This is a genomic window from Clostridium sp. HCS.1 (genome assembly GCF_047900555.1).
In the GTDB taxonomy this organism is placed as follows: Bacteria; Bacillota; Clostridia; order Clostridiales; family Clostridiaceae; genus Clostridium.
Window position 1 is genome coordinate 1850631 of record NZ_CP170704.1, and the last position, 21260, is coordinate 1871890.

The 21260-nt window shown below is 25.8% G+C and carries 22 protein-coding genes; 18 read left to right on the forward strand and 4 right to left on the reverse strand.

The features are described from left to right. The first annotated feature begins 140 nt into the window (after positions 1–140). From ACFYH6_RS08805 to ACFYH6_RS08830, 6 genes are all read left to right on the forward strand, one after another. Positions 141–572, forward strand: coding sequence for a MarR family winged helix-turn-helix transcriptional regulator (locus ACFYH6_RS08805; RefSeq protein WP_316345090.1), 432 nt, complete (start codon positions 141–143; stop codon positions 570–572). Between the two features lie 76 nt (positions 573–648). After that, positions 649–2385: an ABC transporter ATP-binding protein gene (locus ACFYH6_RS08810; RefSeq protein ID WP_416179438.1), complete on the forward strand. Its 1737-nt coding sequence runs from the start codon at positions 649–651 to the stop codon at positions 2383–2385. After that, positions 2375–4273, forward strand: a complete 1899-nt coding sequence (locus ACFYH6_RS08815) for an ABC transporter ATP-binding protein (protein WP_316345092.1) — start codon at positions 2375–2377, stop codon at positions 4271–4273. Before ACFYH6_RS08810 ends, ACFYH6_RS08815 begins: the two co-directional genes overlap by 11 nt. Positions 4274–4480: 207 nt before the next feature. Then, positions 4481–5077: a YdcF family protein gene (locus tag ACFYH6_RS08820; RefSeq protein WP_416179437.1), complete on the forward strand. Its 597-nt coding sequence runs from the start codon at positions 4481–4483 to the stop codon at positions 5075–5077. A 141-nt stretch (positions 5078–5218) separates the two neighbouring features. Continuing rightward, positions 5219–6118, forward strand: a complete 900-nt coding sequence (locus tag ACFYH6_RS08825; RefSeq protein ID WP_416179436.1) for a GNAT family N-acetyltransferase — start codon at positions 5219–5221, stop codon at positions 6116–6118. 128 nt (positions 6119–6246) lie between these two features. Continuing rightward, positions 6247–6738: a CarD family transcriptional regulator gene (locus ACFYH6_RS08830; protein WP_416179435.1), complete on the forward strand. Its 492-nt coding sequence runs from the start codon at positions 6247–6249 to the stop codon at positions 6736–6738. A 103-nt stretch (positions 6739–6841) separates the two neighbouring features. On the opposite strand, the gene ACFYH6_RS08835 is transcribed toward ACFYH6_RS08830, so the two are convergent. Together ACFYH6_RS08835 and ACFYH6_RS08840 are read right to left on the reverse strand one after the other, a co-directional pair. Continuing rightward, the gene (locus tag ACFYH6_RS08835) at positions 6842–7528 is read right to left on the reverse strand and encodes an ABC transporter ATP-binding protein (RefSeq protein ID WP_416179434.1); all 687 of its coding nucleotides are present in this window, start codon (positions 7526–7528) and stop codon (positions 6842–6844) included. Further along, positions 7528–8655, reverse strand: coding sequence for an ABC transporter permease (locus ACFYH6_RS08840; RefSeq protein ID WP_416179433.1), 1128 nt, complete (start codon positions 8653–8655; stop codon positions 7528–7530). The genes ACFYH6_RS08835 and ACFYH6_RS08840 overlap by 1 nt, the downstream gene beginning before the upstream one ends. Positions 8656–8918: 263 nt before the next feature. On the opposite strand from ACFYH6_RS08840, the gene ACFYH6_RS08845 reads away from it, so the two are divergent. The 5 genes from ACFYH6_RS08845 to ACFYH6_RS08865 all read left to right on the forward strand — a co-directional run bounded on the left by ACFYH6_RS08845 (position 8919) and on the right by ACFYH6_RS08865 (position 13487). Then, positions 8919–9830 carry an ABC transporter ATP-binding protein gene (locus tag ACFYH6_RS08845; protein WP_416179432.1) on the forward strand — a complete coding sequence of 304 codons (912 nt, stop codon included), beginning with the start codon at positions 8919–8921 and terminating at the stop codon, positions 9828–9830. Between the two features lie 2 nt (positions 9831–9832). Then, positions 9833–10579: an ABC transporter permease gene (locus ACFYH6_RS08850; protein WP_416179431.1), complete on the forward strand. Its 747-nt coding sequence runs from the start codon at positions 9833–9835 to the stop codon at positions 10577–10579. Between the two features lie 14 nt (positions 10580–10593). Then, positions 10594–11307 carry an ABC transporter permease gene (locus tag ACFYH6_RS08855; protein ID WP_416179430.1) on the forward strand — a complete coding sequence of 238 codons (714 nt, stop codon included), beginning with the start codon at positions 10594–10596 and terminating at the stop codon, positions 11305–11307. 79 nt (positions 11308–11386) lie between these two features. After that, positions 11387–12091 (forward strand): response regulator transcription factor, encoded by a 705-nt coding sequence (locus tag ACFYH6_RS08860; RefSeq protein ID WP_416179429.1) that lies wholly within the window; start codon positions 11387–11389, stop codon positions 12089–12091. Position 12092: 1 nt separating this feature from the next. Continuing rightward, entirely contained in the window at positions 12093–13487 is a 1395-nt protein-coding gene (locus ACFYH6_RS08865) for an ATP-binding protein (protein WP_416179428.1), read from the forward strand. Positions 13488–13624: 137 nt separating this feature from the next. On the opposite strand, the gene ACFYH6_RS08870 is transcribed toward ACFYH6_RS08865, so the two are convergent. Continuing rightward, a complete protein-coding gene (locus ACFYH6_RS08870) occupies positions 13625–13756 on the reverse strand; it encodes a hypothetical protein (protein ID WP_416179427.1) in 132 nt (43 codons plus the stop codon). Between the two features lie 219 nt (positions 13757–13975). Between ACFYH6_RS08870 and ACFYH6_RS08875 the strand changes: the two genes are divergently transcribed. The 6 genes from ACFYH6_RS08875 (at position 13976) to ACFYH6_RS08900 (ending at position 17880) form a co-directional block, all read left to right on the forward strand. Next, the gene (locus ACFYH6_RS08875; RefSeq protein ID WP_416179426.1) at positions 13976–14479 is read left to right on the forward strand and encodes a flavodoxin family protein; all 504 of its coding nucleotides are present in this window, start codon (positions 13976–13978) and stop codon (positions 14477–14479) included. Continuing rightward, entirely contained in the window at positions 14476–15126 is a 651-nt protein-coding gene (locus ACFYH6_RS08880) for a hypothetical protein (protein WP_416179425.1), read from the forward strand. Before ACFYH6_RS08875 ends, ACFYH6_RS08880 begins: the two co-directional genes overlap by 4 nt. A gap of 117 nt (positions 15127–15243) precedes the next feature. After that, positions 15244–15438, forward strand: coding sequence for a hypothetical protein (locus tag ACFYH6_RS08885; protein WP_416179424.1), 195 nt, complete (start codon positions 15244–15246; stop codon positions 15436–15438). Between the two features lie 61 nt (positions 15439–15499). Next, the gene (locus ACFYH6_RS08890; protein WP_416179423.1) at positions 15500–16039 is read left to right on the forward strand and encodes a sigma-70 family RNA polymerase sigma factor; all 540 of its coding nucleotides are present in this window, start codon (positions 15500–15502) and stop codon (positions 16037–16039) included. A 12-nt stretch (positions 16040–16051) separates the two neighbouring features. After that, positions 16052–17074: a DUF4179 domain-containing protein gene (locus ACFYH6_RS08895; RefSeq protein ID WP_416179422.1), complete on the forward strand. Its 1023-nt coding sequence runs from the start codon at positions 16052–16054 to the stop codon at positions 17072–17074. A 197-nt stretch (positions 17075–17271) separates the two neighbouring features. Beyond that, the gene (locus tag ACFYH6_RS08900) at positions 17272–17880 is read left to right on the forward strand and encodes a nuclease-related domain-containing protein (protein ID WP_416179421.1); all 609 of its coding nucleotides are present in this window, start codon (positions 17272–17274) and stop codon (positions 17878–17880) included. A 69-nt stretch (positions 17881–17949) separates the two neighbouring features. Here ACFYH6_RS08900 and ACFYH6_RS08905 read toward each other — a convergent pair whose 3' ends face one another. Beyond that, the gene (locus ACFYH6_RS08905) at positions 17950–19431 is read right to left on the reverse strand and encodes an aldehyde dehydrogenase family protein (RefSeq protein ID WP_416179420.1); all 1482 of its coding nucleotides are present in this window, start codon (positions 19429–19431) and stop codon (positions 17950–17952) included. A 231-nt stretch (positions 19432–19662) separates the two neighbouring features. Between ACFYH6_RS08905 and ACFYH6_RS08910 the strand changes: the two genes are divergently transcribed. Beyond that, complete coding sequence (locus tag ACFYH6_RS08910; protein WP_416179419.1) at positions 19663–21138, forward strand: protein adenylyltransferase SelO; 1476 nt, start codon at positions 19663–19665, stop codon at positions 21136–21138. Positions 21139–21260: the final 122 nt, after the last annotated feature.

The window sequence follows — 21260 nt, forward strand, 5'->3', positions numbered from 1 at the left end:
CTCAGCATCTTTATTAAGGTGCTGAGTATACTATATTTGTAGAGAAAAAAGAATATAAAAAAAAGAAATTATATTTATTTGACTATTTAAATTAGTAGGTATATAATTAGTTAGAAGTCTAACAAAATGCAGGTGAAAGAATGAGTGAAATGAGACACGTAGGTAAAAAAATAAATATACTTTCCCATAAAATTAAAAGAAGAATAGGTAAAGTAAGTTTAGAATATGGAATTAGTGGTATGCAAGCTAAGATTTTAGGATTTATATATGTAAATTCTGCTAATAGAGACATATTTCAAAAGACTATTGAAGAAGAATTTGATATAAGACGTTCTTCTGTAACTAGTGTACTTACACTAATGGAAAAAAATCAACTTATTAAAAGAGAAAGTGTATCTGAAGACGCTAGACTAAAGAAAATTATAATTACTGAAAAGGGGATTGAAGTAAATAAATTAGTTTATAAAGAAATTAAATCTATAGAAAAAACTATAGCTGATACCCTATCAGAAGAGGAATTAAATATATTTATTTCTAATTTGGATAAACTAATTAAAAATATAGGTGATTAATTTTATTTAATAATTTAGTTAGAAATCTAACAAAGAATTTTAAATTTAAAATATATTAAACAAAAGGAGGAATAGTATGATAAAAAAATTAGCTGGCTATATAAGAGAGTATAAAAAAGATTCTATTTTAACTCCTGTTTTTGTGGCTTGTGAAGTAATACTAGAAGTTATTATTCCAGTATTGATGGCAAAAATAGTGGATAATGGAATTCAAAATGGAGATATGAAATATGTAACTACCTTAGGAATTATAATGTTAGTTATGGCATTTCTATCATTAACATTTGGTGTTTTAGGAGGTAAAACAGGAGCAAAAGCATCTACTGGATTTGCAAAAAATTTAAGAAGAGAAATGTTCTATAAGATTCAGGACTATTCATTCTCTAATATTGATAAATATTCAACTGCTGGTTTAATTACAAGATTAACTACAGATGTTACTAACGTACAAAATGCATATCTTATGATAATTAGATCATTAGCAAGAGCACCTTTTATGCTTATTGCAGCAATGATAATGAGTTTTTATGTCAATGCAAAGATGGCATTAATTTTCTTGGGTGCAGCAATTTTTCTATCAGTAGCTTTATTTTTCGTTATTTCTAATGCTCATCCAATATTTAAAAAAGTATTTAGAAAGTATGATGATTTAAATGCTAGTGTACAAGAAAATTTAACTGGAATTAGAGTTGTAAAAGCCTATGTTAGAGAAGAACATGAAATAAGTAAATTTCATAAAGCATCTCAAAATTTATATGATTATTTTATAAAGGCAGAAAAGATAATTATTTTAAATGCACCAATAATGCAATTTACAACCTATACAATAATATTACTTTTCTCATGGTTTGGAGCAAAATTAATTGTCTCAAATAGTATGACTACTGGTGAACTTATGAGTTTATTTACTTATACAGGTAATATTCTTATGAGTCTTATGATGATATCAATGGTATTAGTTATGATTACTATGGCAAAATCATCTGCAGAAAGAATAGTAGAAGTAATAAGTGAAGAAAGTGATTTGAAAAATTGCGATAATCCAATATATGAAGTAAAAGATGGATCTATAAGTTTCGAAAATGTTAACTTTAGTTATACTAATAATAAAGAAAACTTAAATTTAGAAAATATTAATTTAAATATAAATTCTGGAGAAACTATTGGAATTATAGGTGGAACAGGAAGTGCTAAATCAACATTTGTTCAATTAATACCTAGACTTTATGATGTAACTTCAGGTTCTTTAAAGGTTGGGGGCATTGATGTTAGAAATTATGATATAGAAACATTAAGAAATGAAGTTTCTATGGTTCTTCAAAAAAATGTATTATTCTCTGGGACTATAAAAGAAAATTTAAGATGGGGTAATAAAGAAGCAACTGACGAAGAAATAGTAAATGCATGTAATGCAGCACAAGCTAGTGAATTTATTGAAAATCTTCCAGATAAGTATGATACTCATATAGAACAAGGTGGTACTAATGTCTCTGGAGGACAAAAACAAAGGTTATGTATAGCTAGAGCTTTATTAAAGAAGCCAAAGATATTAATTTTAGATGACTCAACTAGTGCAGTTGATACTAAAACAGATTCATTAATTAGAAAAGCATTTAAAGAATCAATTCCAAACGTAACAAAAATAATTGTTGCACAAAGAATTTCTTCCGTTGAAGAAGCAGATAAAATAATAGTTTTAAATGATGGAAAAATAGATGGCTTTGGTACACATGAAGAATTATTAAAATCTAATGAAATATACAAAGAAGTATATGAAGGACAAGTGAAAGGAGCTGATAAGAATGAGGCCTAGGATGGGACAAGGAATGAAACATGGTAAGGGAAAGAACCCAATGAAAACTTTAAGAAGGCTCCTAGATTATATATTTAAAGAATATAAGTTTAAATTATTTTTAGTTATAGTTTTAATTATAATTAGTTCTATTACTCAAGTTATAAGTACATTATTTCTCAAAACATTAATAGATGATTATATTACTCCATTTTTAGGTCAATCAAATCCTAATTTTGTACCATTACTTAAGACTCTAGTAATTATGGCAATAATATATTATGCAGGAACATTATCAACTTATCTATATAATAGGGTTATGATATTTGTATCTCAAGGTACACTTAAAAAGATTAGAGATGATATGTTTAAGCATATGGAATCTTTACCAATAGGATATTTTGATACTCATCCACATGGTGAAATAATGAGTTTATATACAAATGATACTGATACTTTAAGGCAAATGATAAGCCAAAGTATTCCGCAACTCATGTCATCAATAATAACTGTAATAAGTGTATTTATTTCCATGATAGTATTAAATATTCCTTTAGCAATAGTATCTGTTTTTATGATTTTAGTAATGCTTAAAGTTATTAAGACTGTTGGAGGAAAAAGTTCACTATATTTTGGTAAGCAACAACGTAATTTAGGAAAACTAAATGGATATATTGAAGAAATGATGGAAGGACAAAAAGTTGTAAAAGTATTTTGTCACGAAGAAGAAAGTAAAGTAAATTTCGATATACTAAATGAAGAACTAAGAGATAGTGCAGATAAAGCTAATACATTTGCAAATATTTTAATGCCTATTATGGGGAATTTAGGATATGTAAATTATGTTCTTACTGCAATAGTAGGAGGTATACTTGCTATAAATGAAATTGGAGGATTTACAATTGGTGCTTTAGCCTCATTCTTGCAATTAACAAGAAATTTAAACCATCCAATAGGTCAAATGTCTCAACAATTTAATTCAGTTATAATGGCACTCGCAGGAGCTGAAAGAATTTTTGAATTGTTAGATGAACAGCAAGAAATTGATGATGGATATGTTACTTTAGTAAATGCAAAAATTGATGAAGATGGTAATATACATGAAGTTAATGAACGTACAGGAATATGGGCTTGGAAGCATCCACATAGTGATGGAACACTTACTTACACAAGATTACTTGGAGATATGGTATTTGATGATGTTGACTTTGGATATAATGATAAGAAGACAATTCTTCATAATATAACTCTTTATGCAAAACCAGGACAAAAGCTTGCCTTTGTTGGAGCAACAGGAGCAGGTAAGACTACAATTACTAATTTAATTAATAGGTTCTATGATATCCAAGATGGAAAAATAAGATATGATGGAATTAATATTAATAAAATTAAAAAGGATGACTTAAGAAGATCTTTAGGTATAGTTTTACAAGATACACATCTTTTTACAGGAACTATAGCAGAAAATATTAAGTATGGTAAATTAGATGCAACTGATGAAGAAGTATATGCAGCAGCAAAACTTGCTAATGCAGATGTATTTATTAAACACTTACCTAATGGATATAATACTAAAATAACTGGAGATGGAGCTAATTTATCTCAAGGACAAAGACAATTAATTGCCATAGCAAGAGCTGCTATAGCAGATCCACCTGTATTAATATTAGATGAAGCTACATCAAGTATAGATACTAGAACTGAATCCATAGTTCAAGAAGGTATGGATAAATTAATGCAAGGAAGAACTGTATTTGTAATTGCTCATAGGCTTTCAACAGTTAGAAATTCTGATGTTATAATGGTTCTCGAACAAGGAAGAATTATTGAACGTGGAAATCATGAAGACTTAATTGAGAAAAAAGGAAAGTACTATCAATTATACACAGGAGCCTTTGAATTAGAATAAGGTTAAAATATAAATAAAATAAGAAAAAGAGCATTAGAAAAATTTAATGCTCTTTTATTATATTTCAAAAATAACTTTTAAATAAAATACTCGTAAATGATTATAATATAATAAAAAATTATAGCTTATGATATAATTAAAGTATGAAAGAATAAAGCTTTTATAGCTTTAATTTATAGAGCAGTAAGAAGGGGAATAATTTAGAGAATGAATGAATTTAGATATTTAAAAGATATAAGTAATTTTGTTTTTATAAAGGATGATTTAGAAAAAGCTGATATTATATTTATACCTGGAGGATCTTATCCTGAAGTGGCAGAAGAAGCAGCTAAGTTATGGAAAAGTGGATATAGTAATTTGATTTTACCTTCTGGAGCCTATGGAATTAACAGTGGATATTTTACAGGACCTTCATCTAAAAAGGAAATATATGATGAAAAATATAATTCTGAATGGGAATTTTTAAAAGATGTACTTATTAAAAATTCTGTAAGAGAAGATTGTATATTAAAAGAAGATAAAGCAACCTTCACCTATGAAAATGCTATTTTTTCTAAGAAGGTAACAGATTCCTTAGGAATAAAAATTAACAAGGCAATTATATGCTGTAAATCATATCATGCAAGACGGTGTCTTATGTATTATGAAACTTTATATCAAGATACTAAGTTTATTATTCATCCAGTGGATATAGATAATATAACAAAAGATAACTGGCATAAAACTGAAAAAGGAATTAATTTTGTATTAGGCGAATTAGAAAGATATGGATGGCAGTTTAAGGATATACTAAAAGAATTATAAAAGTTAATAAGGAATATAATTAAGAGGTGATTATTATTATGAATAGTAGTCATCTTTTTATTTAATAAAATAATATTGGATTTTATGGTAAAATTAATATATAAGTTTATATAAAATAAATCTGTATTGGGGGGAAAAACAATGAAAGACATAAAAGAAAAGATATTTTCAAAAGAGATTATTTTAAAAAAATATTTAGAATATAAAGATATTCAAGAAATAAAAGAATTAGAAAATATTATTCTTAATGAAGATAAAGTAAACTTGAAGCTAGAATTAAGCTATAGAAGAGAAATAAAAAAGGATTATGAAAATAATAGAAATGATATTAATGAATTTTTATTTTATATAAATAATAAATTAATAGGATATTTAGGAATTTCAAGTTTTGGAGGAAATATTGCTGAAATAAACGGAATGGTTCATCCTAAGTATAGGAGAAATGGCATATTTACTAGACTTGTTAATTTAGCATTAGAAGAATGCAAAAGGAGAAACTTTAATGAAATATTGCTTCTTTGTGATGATAAAGCTCATTCTGCAATTAAGTTTATAGAAGATATAAATGGAGCTTATTCTTTTTCAGAATGTAGGATGAAATGTTACAATAATATTATCCAAGAAGTAAATAAGGACATTACTTTAGTTAAAGCTAAAAATAATAATATAGGTGAAATTAATAACTTAAATAATATTTTCTTTGGAGACTCATGGAAGGAAATAATAATGCCAGAAGATGAAGAAAAAAATAATATTATTACTTATTTAATTTACAATAATAATAATAATTTAATTGGGAAAATAAAGGTAAGTAAAGAGCTAGATTCAGCATTTATTAGTGGCTTTGGAATTATACCAGAACATAGAAGTAGGGGGTATGGGAAATCAGCACTAAGAAAAGCTTTAAATAATTTAAAAGCTGATAAAATATATGATGTTGAATTAGATGTAGAAATCAGTAATAAAAAAGCTTTGAATTTATATAAAGATTGTGGTTTTAAAGAACAATCTATTATGAATTATTATAATATAAATATTTAAATATTCATATTATTAGAAATATTAATTATTTTGTGGTATAATAAAGATACAATATGTGTAGCTTCTAAGAGTTTCAACTGTAGAAGCTACTTTTTTCAGCATAAATAATTTCTTAAGGAGGAAGAATTATGTTTAAGATAAATGATTATGTTGTATATGGGCTAAATGGAGTGTGCATGATTGAAGATATAGAAAAAATGCTATTAAAAGATAAAGAACTAGAATATTATATTTTAGCTCCAATTAATAATAAAAAAATGACTATAAAAATTCCTGTAAATAATAAAACAATTGCTATTAGAGAGCTTATGAGTAAAAATGAAGTTATGAATTTAATAGAATGTATTTCTAAGAAAGAAACTATTGAAATAGATGATTTTAGAAAGAAAAATCAAGAATATAAGTCAATAATTAGAAGTGGTGATGTTTTAGAAATTATAAAAGTTATTAATTCAATTAATTTGGAAAAAGATGAAAAAGCATCTTTAGGAAAGAGAATTAATAAAACAGAGGATGATATTTTAATAAATGCTAAAAAGCAATTATATCAAGAAATATCAATAGTTTTAGGAATTAACATAAATGAAGTAGATGATTACATAAAAAAATGTATTCAATAAAATATTTAAAGGATAGAATAGTATTTTTTTATGATTTTATAAGTGAATTTTTATTTAAAATGACTGGTACACAATTTAGTGCAACAGCCATTTTAGTTTACTTCTATATTTCTAAAGTAATATTTCCATTTTCAATTCTATATATTGTATCTACTAAATCAAGTATACGTTCATCATGAGTTACCATTAAAGCAGCTTTATTGTACTTTTTTATTTCATCTTTAATCATAGAAACCACTTGACGACCACGATTTCCATCAAGGCTAGCAGTTGGTTCATCTGCTAAAATTATATCTGGATTATTCATTAAAGCTCTTGCTATTGCAACTCTTTGTTTCTCACCACCAGATAACTTAGATGGATATTGATTTATTCTATGTTCAAGTCCAAAGTCTTTTAAAAGTTTATTAGCATGTTCATTAATTTCTTTTGAATTTTTATTTTTAGAAAGCTTTGGTATTAATTTTAACTGATCTATAACTGTTAAATATGGTATTAGTTGATGAGATTGAAATACAAATCCTATTTTATTTCTTCTTATATCAGCTAATTCTTTTTTATTTTTCTTACTTAAATTTGTATCTCCAATCTTTATTTCACCATTACTTGCTGAAAGTAAGGCACCTGCAATAGATAAAAATGTACTTTTACCAGATCCAGAAGGTCCTACAATAGCAACAAATTCACCAGGCTTAACATTGATAGATACGTTATTTAAAACTGTATTTACATTATCTCCATCTTTATATTTTTTAGTTATATTTTTTAATTGAAGAGCATATCTTTCCATTAATAATTACCTCCTATTGCAGAAATTGCATCAACTTTTCTAATTTTTTTGATTGAAAATAGGCTACTTATTAGTGCTATTACTATAAATAATATTGATACTAAAGCTGCATCTCTAGAACTTAAGACAAATGGCATACTTGCTGGTAGCATACTAGCTAAAGCAAATGTTAGAATATTTCCTATAACCATGCTTATTACTGAAAGCATAAATACTTGAGATGTTAAAGATGATGCTAAAGTTGACATTTTAGATCCTAAAGCCTTTAAAACTCCAAATTCAGGTAATTTTTGCATAGTTGTTATATAGAAAAATACACCGACTATAAATGATGATATTATCAATAAGAATACTAACATCATGATAATAGTACCTTGTTCTGCTGAATATCCAGGAACATTTTTAATTACATCAGATTTAGTTAATAATACTTTCTTATCTAAATTATCATTAACAAAGCTAGTAAGTGAATCTTGGTTTTCTGTAGACTTGTCCATATCTATAGCTAGAGCCTGGAAGTTATTATATTCCTTTCCAGTTGCAGAAGTCATCATTTCCTTATAGGTATCTAAAGATATAACTCCTACAGACATATGTCCATACATTTGATTTTTAGTAAATCCAACTACTTTTAATTCTAAATCAGAAGATGAATCTTTAATTATATCGCCTATCTCTATACCATCTTCTTTAAATGAATTATTTAAAACAATTTCTTTATTATTATTTAAAGTATTTCCATCAATAACTTCAGGCATTAGAAATGCTGATGGATCAATTGCTAAGTAAACTATATTAGTTTTCTTATCTGCAGAGTCCATAGTGAAATTACTTGTAAATAAATTAATAGGAGTAGCATTTTCATTTAATTTTATTAAGTCATTAGAATCATTTAAATTTGTTACATCATCATCTGTAAAAGATGAACGACTTATTAATTTATCTGCTGAATCCGATAATATATAATAATTTGCTTTAGAGTTTTCAACTGTAGATACAGTAGCAGCAGATAACCCCTTAGCAATTCCTGCTAAAAATAATACTAGAAATATAATAAGAGTTAAAATTCCAATTATTAAACTAAATCTAGCTTTATTGTGCTTTAATTCTTTTAGTGCTAAAAACATAATTTATTCTCCTTCTTTTGATTAATATTTATTTAATACTGTTTTTGTTTCCATAGGTACATTATGAACCTTGTTCATAAAAAAAATCAATATCTAATAGCAATTTTTTATTAATAATTTTTATTGATAAGGTTTAAATGGAAAATTTCTGGGCCCCTGGGGCCCAGAAATTTTCCAATTAAGCTTAAATTAAGGTAAGCTAAAATTACAATTAATATTGGTCGTGTACAATTGAGTCATAAAGTTAAAAAGGAGAGGAAAATATGAGTCAATATATTGTTAATACAGAAAACTTAGTAAAGGAATTTAATAATGTTAGATGTGTAGATAGAATTAATTTAAATGTTAAGGAAGGAGAAGTCTATGGATTTTTAGGCCCAAATGGTGCTGGCAAAACAACAACTATAAAAATGCTATTAGGCTTAGTAAAACCTAATAGTGGAGATATAAGGATTTTCGGAGAATCCATTAAGGATAATAGAGAAGAAATATTAAAAGATATAGGAGCATTAGTTGAAAGTCCTTCTTATTATGGTCATTTAACAGCTTATGAAAATTTAGATATACTAAGAAGAATTTTAAAGTTAAGTAAGGATGAAATAGAGGAAAAGCTTAAGTTAGTAAATTTATTGGATGCAAAAAATAAAAAGGTTAAAGAATTTTCATTAGGTATGAAGCAGAGATTAGGAATAGCACAAGCTCTTATGGGAAATCCAAAGCTTTTAATTTTAGATGAGCCAACTAATGGACTAGATCCAGCAGGAATCATAGAAATAAGAAACTTAATAAAATATTTAGCTAATGAAAGAAATATAACAATAATAATTTCAAGCCATATATTAAGTGAAATTGAATTAGTAGCAACTGAAGTTGCTGTAATAAATAAAGGAAGGCTATTATATCAAGGATCATTAGATAATTTAAAGAAGAATTCAACTAATGAAGTAACAATTGGTTTAGAAAAGATACAGGATAAGGATTCAGTATTTAACTTACTAAAATCTAGAAAGTATAGAGTTAAAGAGGAAAACAGTAAGATAAAAGTTAAAAGCAATAATGTATCTGCGGCTAGAATTTGTAGAGAGCTTGTTATGGCAGGATATGAAATTAATTATTTATCACAAGAAAAGAGTTCTTTAGAGGAAATATTCTTAGGATTAACTAAGGAGGTTTAATTATGTTATTAAATTTAATAAAAAATGAATTTATAAAAGAAAAAAGAAACTTAGTAATTTTATTTATATTAGCAATTCCTTTAGGAGTAGCAGCACTTATATGTGTAGACTTCTTAATAAGATATGAAAGCTGGTTATTGCCTCAAGCTATGGAAAAAGGATTAACATCTTGGCAAGTTTTAATTAAAGAACAAAGAATATTATATTTTAATGACTTTATGCCAATGTTTGCTGCACTTATTTTAGCTACATTATTTGAAAGTGAGTACAAGAATAACTCATGGACATTTTTATTAACACAGCCAATAAAAAGAAGTAGCATTTTAATATCTAAATATATAGTAGCAAGTTTTTATTCAATTTTAATGTTAAGTTTAAATGTTATTTCATTAATTACAGTAGGAATAATATTTAAGTTTAAGGAACCAATACCTTATAGGTTTTTAATAATTATGTTTGTTATTCAGCTAATAGCATCTTTAGTAATAATGGTTATACATTTATTTATAAATTTAAAAAATAAAAATCTTCTTATATCTTTAATAATAGCAGCAATTTTAAGTTTTATTTCTTCAAATTTATATCATAATGATTCCTTTATTAAAAATATTAATCCCTATGGATTTTCTCTATTTTCCATAACTCAAGGTAAAAATGAAATAACATTAGTTTTAATTATATCAATAGCTATATTAATAATAGGTTCTGTATTTGTGAAGACTTATTTTAATAATAAGAAAATTTATTAAGTGAGGTGATAAAAATGGAATTATTGAAAATAGAATTACTAAAAATTAAAAAAAGCTCTTTATTATTTTTAGCATTGATTATTCCAATACCAGTAGTACTAATAGTTATGAAAAAAGTGCAAGCTATGGGAAGTACAAATGGTATAGGCATTGATGATGGAATATTTATTTTTTCAGCTATTACTTATCTATCTTTTATTTTACCATTACAAAATATATACACAGCATCTGTAATAACAAAAGTTGAAAATGATAATTCTGGTTGGAAGCAATTATTACTTTTACCTATAAAGAAAAGTAGTATTTATTTAAATAAATATAAAGTTATGTTAATAACCTTAACTATTTCTATATTATCATATTTTGCTTGTATATTTTTATCTAAAGCTTACTTAAGCAAAAGTGTAAGCTTTAATTTTCAATTATTATCATATGCTATAGAAATTTTTATAACAACATTACCTATATTAATTTTACTATTTATAATAGGACGAAATTTCTCAAGTATAATACCATTAATTTCAACTGGAGTTATTATGCTAATAACAAATATTTTTATAGCTCAAAGTAGATTTTGGATTTATGCTCCTTGGACATATTCTATTATGATAGTTGGAGGTGATATAAGTAGGGTAGAAAGATATATGACATTAATAATATCCATATTATTAACTATTATAATGTTTTCTATAGATTTTATAAGTTTTACTAGGTCAGATATTAAGTAAAGGATAAGTATGGTAAAATATAAAAAAGAGAAAATATAGTAATTGAGCATTTAAAAGCTTAAAAGAGAGGAGTAACATCATGATGTCAGATGATATACTAAATAAAAAAATAATGTTAGTGGATGATGAAAGAGAGTTACTATCCCTATTAAAGGAAGTATTTATAAAGGAAGGTTTTAAAGAAATATACGAGGTGGACAATGGGATAGATGCAATATTGCAAGTTAAAGAAAATAATCCAGATATAATAATACTAGATGTTAATTTGCCTGATATAGATGGTTATATGGTTTGTGATAGAATTAGAAAATTTTCTATGTGTCCAATTATATTTTTAACTGCAAAGGGAGAAGATGAAGAGAAAATTAAAGGATTAGAAGCTGGCGGTGATGATTATGTAACTAAGCCATTTAACATAAAAGAAGTTGTTCTTAGAGTTAAATCTCAACTAAGAAGAGGAAGTATTACTAATGAAGTTAATAGTAGTATATATACTTTTGGGAACATTTCCATTAATGAAGAAACTGGAGTAGTAAAAAAGGGGGAAGAAAATATATTATTAACAGCTAAGGAGTACTCACTAATTTTATTTCTTGCTAAAAATATAAATAGAGTCTTTAGCAAAAGCTCATTATGCGATGAAATTTGGGGATACGAATATGATGGGTATGATAATACAATAATGGTTCATATAAGACACTTAAGAGAAAAGCTAGAGGATAATCCAAGTGAACCTAAACATATAAAAACTTTAAAGGGGATTGGCTATAAGCTAGTTGATTAATATGAAAGTAAAATTAACAATTAAATTACTAGTATCTATGATTCTGGTTTATTATATAACAATGACAGTTTACGTGGTGCTAAATCTAGTAATATACAATAGTAATATAACTTTTGGAGAAAAAGTATTTAGTGTATCTTTTAGGGCATCAGAATTTATAGAGCCATTTGTAGAAGACTTAGAAAAAGATAATAACTTTAGTTTAGATGAGAATAATATAAATAAATTAATTGATAATAATGTATGGATACAGGTTTTAAATAAAGAAAATAATGAAGTGTATCAGGTGAATAAACCTGAAAATGTTCCTAATAATTATATTACAGCAGATTTAATAGATTTTATTCAAAATCCATGGGGAAGTGATGCACCGACCACTATTTATACAAATAATATAGTTAAGGAAAATGAAAGCTATACCTTATTAGTTGGCTTTCCAATAAATAAAATTTTTAAATTTAAGATGACATTTACAGAAGAAAGCTTAAAATATCATAAGTCAATTATTGTTTTTGCATTAGTTTTAATGATTATTGTAGCTTATTTATTTAGCAGAAGCTTAGTTAAACCAATGTTATCTCTTGTTGAAGATATAGATGATTTGAAAAATGGAATTTATGATAAAAAGGCAAATAAGAAAGGTATTTTTAAAGATGTAAGTAAAAATATCAATAATTTATCTAGTGTGTTAAAGGAAAATGAGATTCAACGAAAAGAAGTAGATAAAGCAAAGGAAGAATGGATAGCTAATATTAGCCATGATTTAAAAACTCCATTAAGTTCAATTAAAGGATATGCAGAACTTTTAAAGGGAGATGAATATGAAATAAACATTGAAGAAGCAAAAAGGTATGGTAGTGCTATCCTAGATAACAGCAATTATATTCAAGACTTAGTTAATGATTTATCTTTAGTTTATAAGTTAAAAAATAAAGTAATCCCTATTAATTTTAAAGAAGAAAATTTAATTAGTTTAATTAAAGAAAGTATTATAGATTTATTAAACAATAGTAAATATAGTGATAGAGAAATTAACCTCAATTATTATTATGAAAATATAATAGTAAATTGTGATAAAAAATATTTAAAAAGAGCTATAAATAATCTTATAATCAATTCCTTAGAGCATAATTCTAAGGACACTATTGTAGATGTGTCTATTCAAAAGAAAGATACTAGCATATTTATAAAAATAGAGGATAATGGACAAGGTATAAGAAAAGAGGATTTAAAAAATATCTTTAATAGATATTATAAAGGAGTAACTACAAGTTCTTCATCTAATGGATCAGGACTTGGTATGGCAATAGCTAAAGAAGTTATAGAATGCCATGGTGGTAGTATTAATTTAGAAAGTGAACCTGGAATTGGCACTAAAATAATTATAGCTTTTTAAGTAATTAACATCCCTGGGTGTAAAGTTAAAAAATAGTAACTTTATTTTTTGTACTAATCAAGTTACTATTTTTAATTTTAATACTTAAGGATATAATACAAAACATATACCCAGCTTAGTAATCCATGGAAAATTGCTCAAGGTATTGATTGGCATGCAGTATATGAAATAATCATAGCTAAGCAAGAACCAAAGGATAACACTTTTTTTATAGTTTTACTTACTATAGTTTTATTTTTTGAATAATAATCATTTTTATCTTTAATCATAAGAATATACCCCCTAATACTATATAAATTAATACTTACATAAATATATGTATAAATATAGAAAACTACTTTTGAGACTATAATAGAATGTATTACTAAATAAATAAAAATATATAAACTTCTATTTTATTAGTTCATAATTATAATATAGAAATTATTCACTAATAAAAAATATATTGGTAAAAAGGGAGAAATAAATAATTAGGAGTGGGGAGTATTATGAGGTTAATAATACATGATTTAAAAGGTGATGAATTTAAAAAGTTATGTCCTAATGAAGTAAAAGACTTAATTGTAGTTTCTGATGATGGAAGTATTCATCATTGTATGGGATGCTTTGGATGTTGGATAAAAACACCTGGAGAGTGCATTATAAAAGACAAATATGAGAATATGGGAGAGTGCTTATCAAAATGCAATGAAGTTATTATAATAAGTAAATGTGTTTATGGAGGACTTAGCCCCTTTGTAAAAAATGTTTTAGACAGAAGTATTTCTTATGTGCATCCATTCTTTAAAATAAGAAATGGAGAAATGCACCATAGAAGAAGGTATGATAATAAAGTAGATATGAAGATTTTCTTTTATGGAGATAAAATAACTGATAAAGAAAAAGAAACTTCAAAAGGAATAGTAAAAGCAAATTGTATAAATTTTTATTGGAATGTATTAAAATTATCATTTGTTAAAAACATAAAGGAAGTGGAGGGGCACTTATTATGAGAATATCTTTAATTAATGGAAGCCCTAAAGTAAAAGATAGTGCTTCAGAAATTATCTTAAATGAATTAAAAAATTACTTAAATAATAATAAATCCATTAAGAATTTAAGCATTTCTGAATATTATTTTAGAAATAATAAGGTGGATAATGATATAATTGAAGAAGTAATAAAGTCTGATATTTTAGTTTTTTCATTTCCTTTATATGTAGATGGAGTACCGTCTCATTTATTAAGATGCCTTTTAAAGCTAGAAGAATCTTTTAATAAAATAAAAGAAAAAGATATTAAAGTTTATGCTTTAGTTAATTGTGGTTTTTATGAAGGAAAGCAAAACAAATTAGCTATTGAAATAATTGGAAATTGGTGTGAAAAATGTGGCCTTAAATGGGGACAAGGTCTTGGCATTGGTGCAGGACCACTTCTACACTCAGTAAAAAGTGTTCCTGCAGAGCATGGCCCTAAGAAAAACTTAGGAAAAGCATTAAATATTATTTCAAATAATATATTAAATAAAATAAGTGATAACAATCTTTTTATAACAGCAAATTTTCCAAGGTTTGCATATAAATTTGCAGCAGAAATGGGATGGAAAAAATCTATTAAAGCTAATAAGTTAAGAGTTAAGGATTTATATATAAGGAAATAAAAAAATGGAAGAAATCTGGCCCAAAAGGGAAATTCCCCTGGGGGCCAGATTTCTTCCATTTTGTAAAAGTTTATATTAAATATCATAATATTAAATATAAATGTTAGAAGAATACAAATGAAAACAAATAAGGATTCAAGAAAAAGATGGATGAGAATTGAAATCGTTGGTTTAGCTTTAGTTGTTATTTCCTTCTTAACACTTTTAATATCTCCAGAATCTATATCTGGAGATAGTCCAACTTTAGCTATGGCTCAGTTAATACACCCTTTAATTCCTAAAATAGGACATGGGTGTATTTTTATTATATAATTATGATAGATATTTTTAACTTTCTTCGATATATAAGTTAGAGAGTTAAAAGGAGGAGAGTATGGAAGATTCAATAATTATAAAAAGTATTAAAAATAAAGATGAAATTGGAATCGAATTATTATTGAAGAGCTATGGAGGATTGATAAAATCAGTAGTGAAACATCACTTAAAAGATATTTCATTTTATGAAGAGGAATGCATAAATGATATTCTCTTTTCAATTTGGAATAATATAAGTCTTTTTAATGAAACTGGTTCTTTTAAAAATTGGGTTGCTATAATTTCTAAATTTAAATCAATTGATTATAAACGTAAATATTTAAAGTTAAATTCAATTTTAGATATAGATGAAATTGATATATCAGATAATAAAGGTTCAGTTGAAGAAATAGTAATTTATAATGAATTCAAAGAAGAAGTAAAAGAACTATTAAGTAATTTAAAGAATATAGATAAAGAGCTCTTTATTAAGTATTATTTAGAAAATAAAAATATAATTGACATATCAAGAGAAATGAACATGAAAAGTTATCAAATATATAATAGGCTATCTAGAGGACGAAAGAAACTTAGTAGCATTTTAAAAGAAATATATTAAAGAGGTGAGAATATGGGGAATATTTATAAAGAATTTAATAATATAGAAATTGATTTATCTGTTTATGATAATATATCTTTATCAGATGAAGAAATTTTAAAATATAAGAAAAGTTTTTTAAATAAGAAAATCACTAAGAAAAGTACTTCTAAATTGCCTATAGCAGCCTTGATTTTTGGAGTTATAGTTATTACATTATTCACTAATTATAATGAGATTTATGCAAATATAGATAAAGTGACAATGAATATAAAGTCATTTTTCACTAAAGTAATAAATAGGGATATTAATAGTTATATTGATAATTTTAATAGTGAAATTACAGATAAAAATATAACAGTAAAATTAAATGAAGTTTTAATTGATGGAAATGAATTAGTTATTAATAGAACAATAGATTATTCAATGGTAACTGAAGCTGATGGAGAAGTATATGAAAATATAAATGAAATTAGAAAATCAGATAATTTAGGAGAAATTTTAGTAGACGGAGTATTAAGTAAAGTATCATATAGTGTTTTAAATAAGATTGATGATAATACTTATAATTGGATTAGCGTATTTGCAATAGATAATATTAATGCAAATCCTGAAATTTTAATAAATAATGAATTTACTTATACCACTCCTATTAAAGAAGATAATAGAGAGTTTGGCATAACAAATAAAATTCAAGGTGATTGGATTTTTAATTTCAAACTAGATTCTAATGAAATTACTAAAAATGTAAGAAAACTAGATGTAAATAAAGAGGATTATATTGAACTTTCAGATGGTGATATTATTACTTTATCAGAAGTAACTAAGTCAAATTTATCAATAAAAATAAACTATGATGTAATTACTGATAAAGACAATGAAGAGTATAGTAGGAAGTTATATGTAGTAAATTCAAAAGGAGAGAGAATTAATAACAGCTTTTCTAGATATAAAGACAAAAAAGGATATATTCAATTTTATATTGATGATATAGAGGAGAATAATTATAGTATTAAATATTATGGCTCTGATAAAACAATTTCATTAAAACTTTAGGATAAAATTAGGTATGATAAAAAAGGGTTACTTAAAGAAATTAGTATAAGTAGCTCTTATTTTTAGATAATATATATCTTATATAATATCCTCGTAAATGATAATTAAAAATAAACAAAAAAGTAGATATTTACAAAATTTAATATAAATAATAAAATATAAAATACATAACAAAAGTTAAAATTAGGAGAGAAAATATGTTGGAAAAATTTGCAATTATAATTGCGGTAGTAATTTTATTAGTTATTATAGTTAAGAGAAAAAGAAATTCTAAGATAGTAAATATAGGGGAAGTAGAAGTAAATAATATTTTAAATAAAATAAGTAGATACAAACTTCTTAGTGATATAATGATAGAAGGGAAAAACGGAACAAGTCAAATAGATCATATCCTTATAGGAAAAAAGGGAGTTTTTGTAATAGAAACTAAGGATTATAGTGGACTAATATATGGTGATGAATATTCTAAGTATTGGACTCAAGTTATAAATAGAAATAGTAATCAATTTTATAATCCAATTAGACAAAATTATGGACATATTAAAGCATTAGAAAAATGTATAAAAAGAAAGGATATATTTATATCTTTAGTAGTCTTTACTAATAAATCTAAATTAAAAAAAGTTAAAACTGAAACACCAGTATTACAAATAAATAAATTAAAAAGATTTATAAAAAGATATAAATCAGATGTAATATTATCTAAGAAGGAAATTGATGAAATATATACTTGTATAAGAAAGTGTAATATTGAAAGCAGTAGAGCAAGAAAAAAACATGTTAAAAGAATAAATAAAATATCATAAAATACTAAAAGAAGTTAAGGTAGGAAGTATAAATTATACTGATACCTTAACTTCTTTTCTTTATATTAATTACTTAATGTACATTCCACCTGGTTTTTCAGATAAATTAATAAGAATATTTTTCTTTTGAGTGTAGGCATCTAAAATAGTTTTATGAGTTTCTCTACCTATTCCAGATTCTTTATATCCACCAAAAGTTGCTCCAGCAGGGAAAGTATTATAAGTATTTACCCATACACGACCTGTTCTTATGGCTTTGGCAACTCTTATAGCACGATTTATATCACGAGTGAATACACCTCCACCTAGTCCATAGTTACTATCATTAGCCATTTCTATAACTTCTTCTTCAGTTTTAAATTTAATAACTACACCAACTGGTCCAAAGATTTCTTCTCTAGCAACTCTCATATTATTATCTACATCCACTAATAATGTAGGTTGCATAAAGTATCCGTTTTTTGTGTCACCTTCCACATATCTTTCTCCACCAGTAAGTACTCTTGCACCTTCATTTTTACCTATTTCTATATACTTAAGAATTTTATTTAATTGTGATTCACTTACTTGAGCTCCCATTTGAGTATTTGGATTTAATGGGTCACCAACCTTAACTTTTTCAAAGGCTTCAACAGCTTTTTCCATAAATTCATCATAAAAATCTTCTTGTACAAATATTCTTGAACCTGCAGAACAAACTTGACCTTGATTAAATAATATACCAAGTTGAATTCCTTCTAATGCCATATTCATATCAGCATCGCTAAAGAATATATTAGCAGATTTACCACCAAGCTCTAATGTTGCAGGAATTATACGTTTAGCAGCAGATAATCCGATTTCTCTACCAACTTCAGTTGAACCAGTAAAGGCTAGCTTGTCTATTCCTTCATTATGTTGTATATATTCACCACTCTTTGAACCTTTACCAGTAATTATATTAATTACTCCCTTTGGAACTATATCTTCAATTAACTTCATAAATTCTAATACGCTTAATGATGTTGTACTAGATGGTTTAAATACAGTTGTATCACCAGCTGCAAGAACTGGAGCTAGTTTCCAAGCCGCCATTAAAAATGGAAAGTTCCAAGGAACTATTTGTCCAACAACCCCAAGAGGTTCTCTTAATATTAAATTTAATGTATTTTCATCTATATTACTTGCAATGCCTTCTTCTGAACGAATAACACCTGCAAAGTATCTAAAGTGATCAGCGGCTAAAGGAATATCGGCACCCATAGTTTCTCTAATAGGTTTACCATTATCCATAGTTTCTATTGTAGCCAAGTATTCTGAATTTTCATCAATTATATCAGCTATTTTATTTAATATAATAGATCTTTCATTTACTGTAGTCTTACTCCAGCTATTAAAAGCTTTTCTTGCAGCTTTAACAGCAGCATCTACATCAGCTTCAGTAGCATCAGCAATTTCTGAAAGTAGTTGTCCATTTGCTGGATTATAAGTTTTTAATGTTGCCCCATCTGAAGAGTCTCTCCACTCGCCATCAATAAATAGTTGATATTTTTTTCTTAAATTGATTTCCATGTTTTCACCCTCCTAAAACGGTTAATTTATTTATATATTATATTATAACGGTATATCTGAATATTTGCAATTTGGATAATAGTTTAACAATTAACTGTAATAATTAATTAATAATAATTATTGACCTTAAAGTGTTTAAAATGCTAATATAAATTTGAATAATTAAATAATAGTAAGAAAAACTATAGTAAATAGATTGATATATAGATATATATAGAAAGGAAATTTATAATGCAAAAAAGAGAAGTAGTATATGATACAGGATTTAATATAGAAAATACTTATTCTAAATTACCAGAAATTTTTTATACTAAACAATTACCTAGCTTTGTACAAGATCCTAAAATAGCTATATTAAATAAGAAATTAGTTGAAGATTTAGAATTAAATTTAGAAATTCTAGATAGTAATGATGGAGCAGATATTTTTTCAGGTAATAAACTAATAAATGGCTCTGAACCAATTGCAGAAGCTTATGCAGGCCATCAATTTGGATATTTTACTATGCTTGGAGATGGAAGAGCTGTTTTGTTAGGTGAAAATATAAATCCTAATGGAGAAAGAGTAGATATTCAACTTAAAGGATCAGGAATCACACCATATTCAAGAGGTGGAGATGGTAAGGCAGCTCTTGGTCCTATGATTAGAGAATATATTATAAGTGAAGCAATGAATTCACTTGGAATTCCTACTACTCGTAGTTTAGCTGTAGTAACTACAGGTGAGTCAGTCCCGCGTGAAAAAATAGAACCTGGAGCCATATTAACTCGTATAGCATCTAGCCACATAAGAGTTGGAACTTTCCAATATGCTGCTAGATATACAAGTTATGAAGCTTTAAAAGTTTTAGCTAATTATACCTTAAAAAGACATTATCCTGAAGGATTAAATAAAGAAAATCCCTATTTATTTTTATTAGAAGAAGTAATTAAAAACCAAGCAAAATTAGTTTCTAAATGGCTTCAAGTAGGATTTATTCATGGCGTTATGAACACTGATAATGTAAGTATTTCTGGTGAAACAATAGACTATGGGCCATGTGCATTTATGGATACTTATGACCCAGCAACTGTCTTTAGCTCTATAGATCATCAAGGCAGATATGCATATGGTAATCAGCCTAATATAATGGCATGGAATTTAGCAAGATTTGCTGAAACACTAATACCTTTATTAAGTGATAATCAAGAAGAAGCAATAGATATAGCCCAAAATTCAATTTCTAAATTCAATGATATATATAAGGAAAATTATATTTCAGGAATGAGATTAAAACTAGGATTATTTAATGAGGAAAAAGAAGATGAAGAATTAATATATAATCTTTTAAGCTTAATGCATAAATATGGTGCAGATTATACAAATACCTTTAGAGATTTAACCTTAGAGAAAAAAGATAATATTCCAATGTTTACTACATCTGAATTTAGTAACTGGTATAATAAATGGAGTGAAAGATTATCTAGGCAGGATAACACAAAGGATGAAGTAATAAAATTAATGAAGAGTATAAATCCTTCAATAATTCCTCGTAATCATCGTGTGGAAGAAGCTATTGAAGCAGCAGTAAAAGATAATGATTACAGTGTAATGATGAAATTATTAAAAGTATTATCAAATCCATTTGAATACAGTAAAGATCAAGAAGAATATATAACATTACCAAAGCCAACAAATATTCCATATAGGACATTTTGTGGCACATAAAATTTAAGTAACAAAACAGCTAATATTTTTGGCTGTTTTATTTTTGTTACTTATTAAATGAAATAAAATTAAAATATGTAAATACTTGATATATTATCTAAAAAGATGTATTATTTAATTGA

Excerpts from the sequence above, each read along its gene's own strand:
- ACFYH6_RS08805 (WP_316345090.1), top strand. The coding sequence starts at position 141 with ATGAGTGAAATGAGACACGTAGGTAAAAAAATAAATATACTTTCCCAT.
- ACFYH6_RS08810 (WP_416179438.1), top strand. The coding sequence starts at position 649 with ATGATAAAAAAATTAGCTGGCTATATAAGAGAGTATAAAAAAGATTCT.
- ACFYH6_RS08815 (WP_316345092.1), top strand. The coding sequence starts at position 2,375 with ATGAGGCCTAGGATGGGACAAGGAATGAAACATGGTAAGGGAAAGAAC.
- ACFYH6_RS08820 (WP_416179437.1), top strand. The coding sequence starts at position 4,481 with ATGAATGAATTTAGATATTTAAAAGATATAAGTAATTTTGTTTTTATA.
- ACFYH6_RS08825 (WP_416179436.1), top strand. The coding sequence starts at position 5,219 with ATGAAAGACATAAAAGAAAAGATATTTTCAAAAGAGATTATTTTAAAA.
- ACFYH6_RS08830 (WP_416179435.1), top strand. The coding sequence starts at position 6,247 with ATGTTTAAGATAAATGATTATGTTGTATATGGGCTAAATGGAGTGTGC.
- ACFYH6_RS08835 (WP_416179434.1), bottom strand. The coding sequence starts at position 7,528 with ATGGAAAGATATGCTCTTCAATTAAAAAATATAACTAAAAAATATAAA.
- ACFYH6_RS08840 (WP_416179433.1), bottom strand. The coding sequence starts at position 8,655 with ATGTTTTTAGCACTAAAAGAATTAAAGCACAATAAAGCTAGATTTAGT.
- ACFYH6_RS08845 (WP_416179432.1), top strand. The coding sequence starts at position 8,919 with ATGAGTCAATATATTGTTAATACAGAAAACTTAGTAAAGGAATTTAAT.
- ACFYH6_RS08850 (WP_416179431.1), top strand. The coding sequence starts at position 9,833 with ATGTTATTAAATTTAATAAAAAATGAATTTATAAAAGAAAAAAGAAAC.
- ACFYH6_RS08855 (WP_416179430.1), top strand. The coding sequence starts at position 10,594 with ATGGAATTATTGAAAATAGAATTACTAAAAATTAAAAAAAGCTCTTTA.
- ACFYH6_RS08860 (WP_416179429.1), top strand. The coding sequence starts at position 11,387 with ATGATGTCAGATGATATACTAAATAAAAAAATAATGTTAGTGGATGAT.
- ACFYH6_RS08865 (WP_416179428.1), top strand. The coding sequence starts at position 12,093 with ATGAAAGTAAAATTAACAATTAAATTACTAGTATCTATGATTCTGGTT.
- ACFYH6_RS08870 (WP_416179427.1), bottom strand. The coding sequence starts at position 13,756 with ATGATTAAAGATAAAAATGATTATTATTCAAAAAATAAAACTATAGTA.
- ACFYH6_RS08875 (WP_416179426.1), top strand. The coding sequence starts at position 13,976 with ATGAGGTTAATAATACATGATTTAAAAGGTGATGAATTTAAAAAGTTA.
- ACFYH6_RS08880 (WP_416179425.1), top strand. The coding sequence starts at position 14,476 with ATGAGAATATCTTTAATTAATGGAAGCCCTAAAGTAAAAGATAGTGCT.
- ACFYH6_RS08885 (WP_416179424.1), top strand. The coding sequence starts at position 15,244 with ATGAAAACAAATAAGGATTCAAGAAAAAGATGGATGAGAATTGAAATC.
- ACFYH6_RS08890 (WP_416179423.1), top strand. The coding sequence starts at position 15,500 with ATGGAAGATTCAATAATTATAAAAAGTATTAAAAATAAAGATGAAATT.
- ACFYH6_RS08895 (WP_416179422.1), top strand. The coding sequence starts at position 16,052 with ATGGGGAATATTTATAAAGAATTTAATAATATAGAAATTGATTTATCT.
- ACFYH6_RS08900 (WP_416179421.1), top strand. The coding sequence starts at position 17,272 with ATGTTGGAAAAATTTGCAATTATAATTGCGGTAGTAATTTTATTAGTT.
- ACFYH6_RS08905 (WP_416179420.1), bottom strand. The coding sequence starts at position 19,431 with ATGGAAATCAATTTAAGAAAAAAATATCAACTATTTATTGATGGCGAG.
- ACFYH6_RS08910 (WP_416179419.1), top strand. The coding sequence starts at position 19,663 with ATGCAAAAAAGAGAAGTAGTATATGATACAGGATTTAATATAGAAAAT.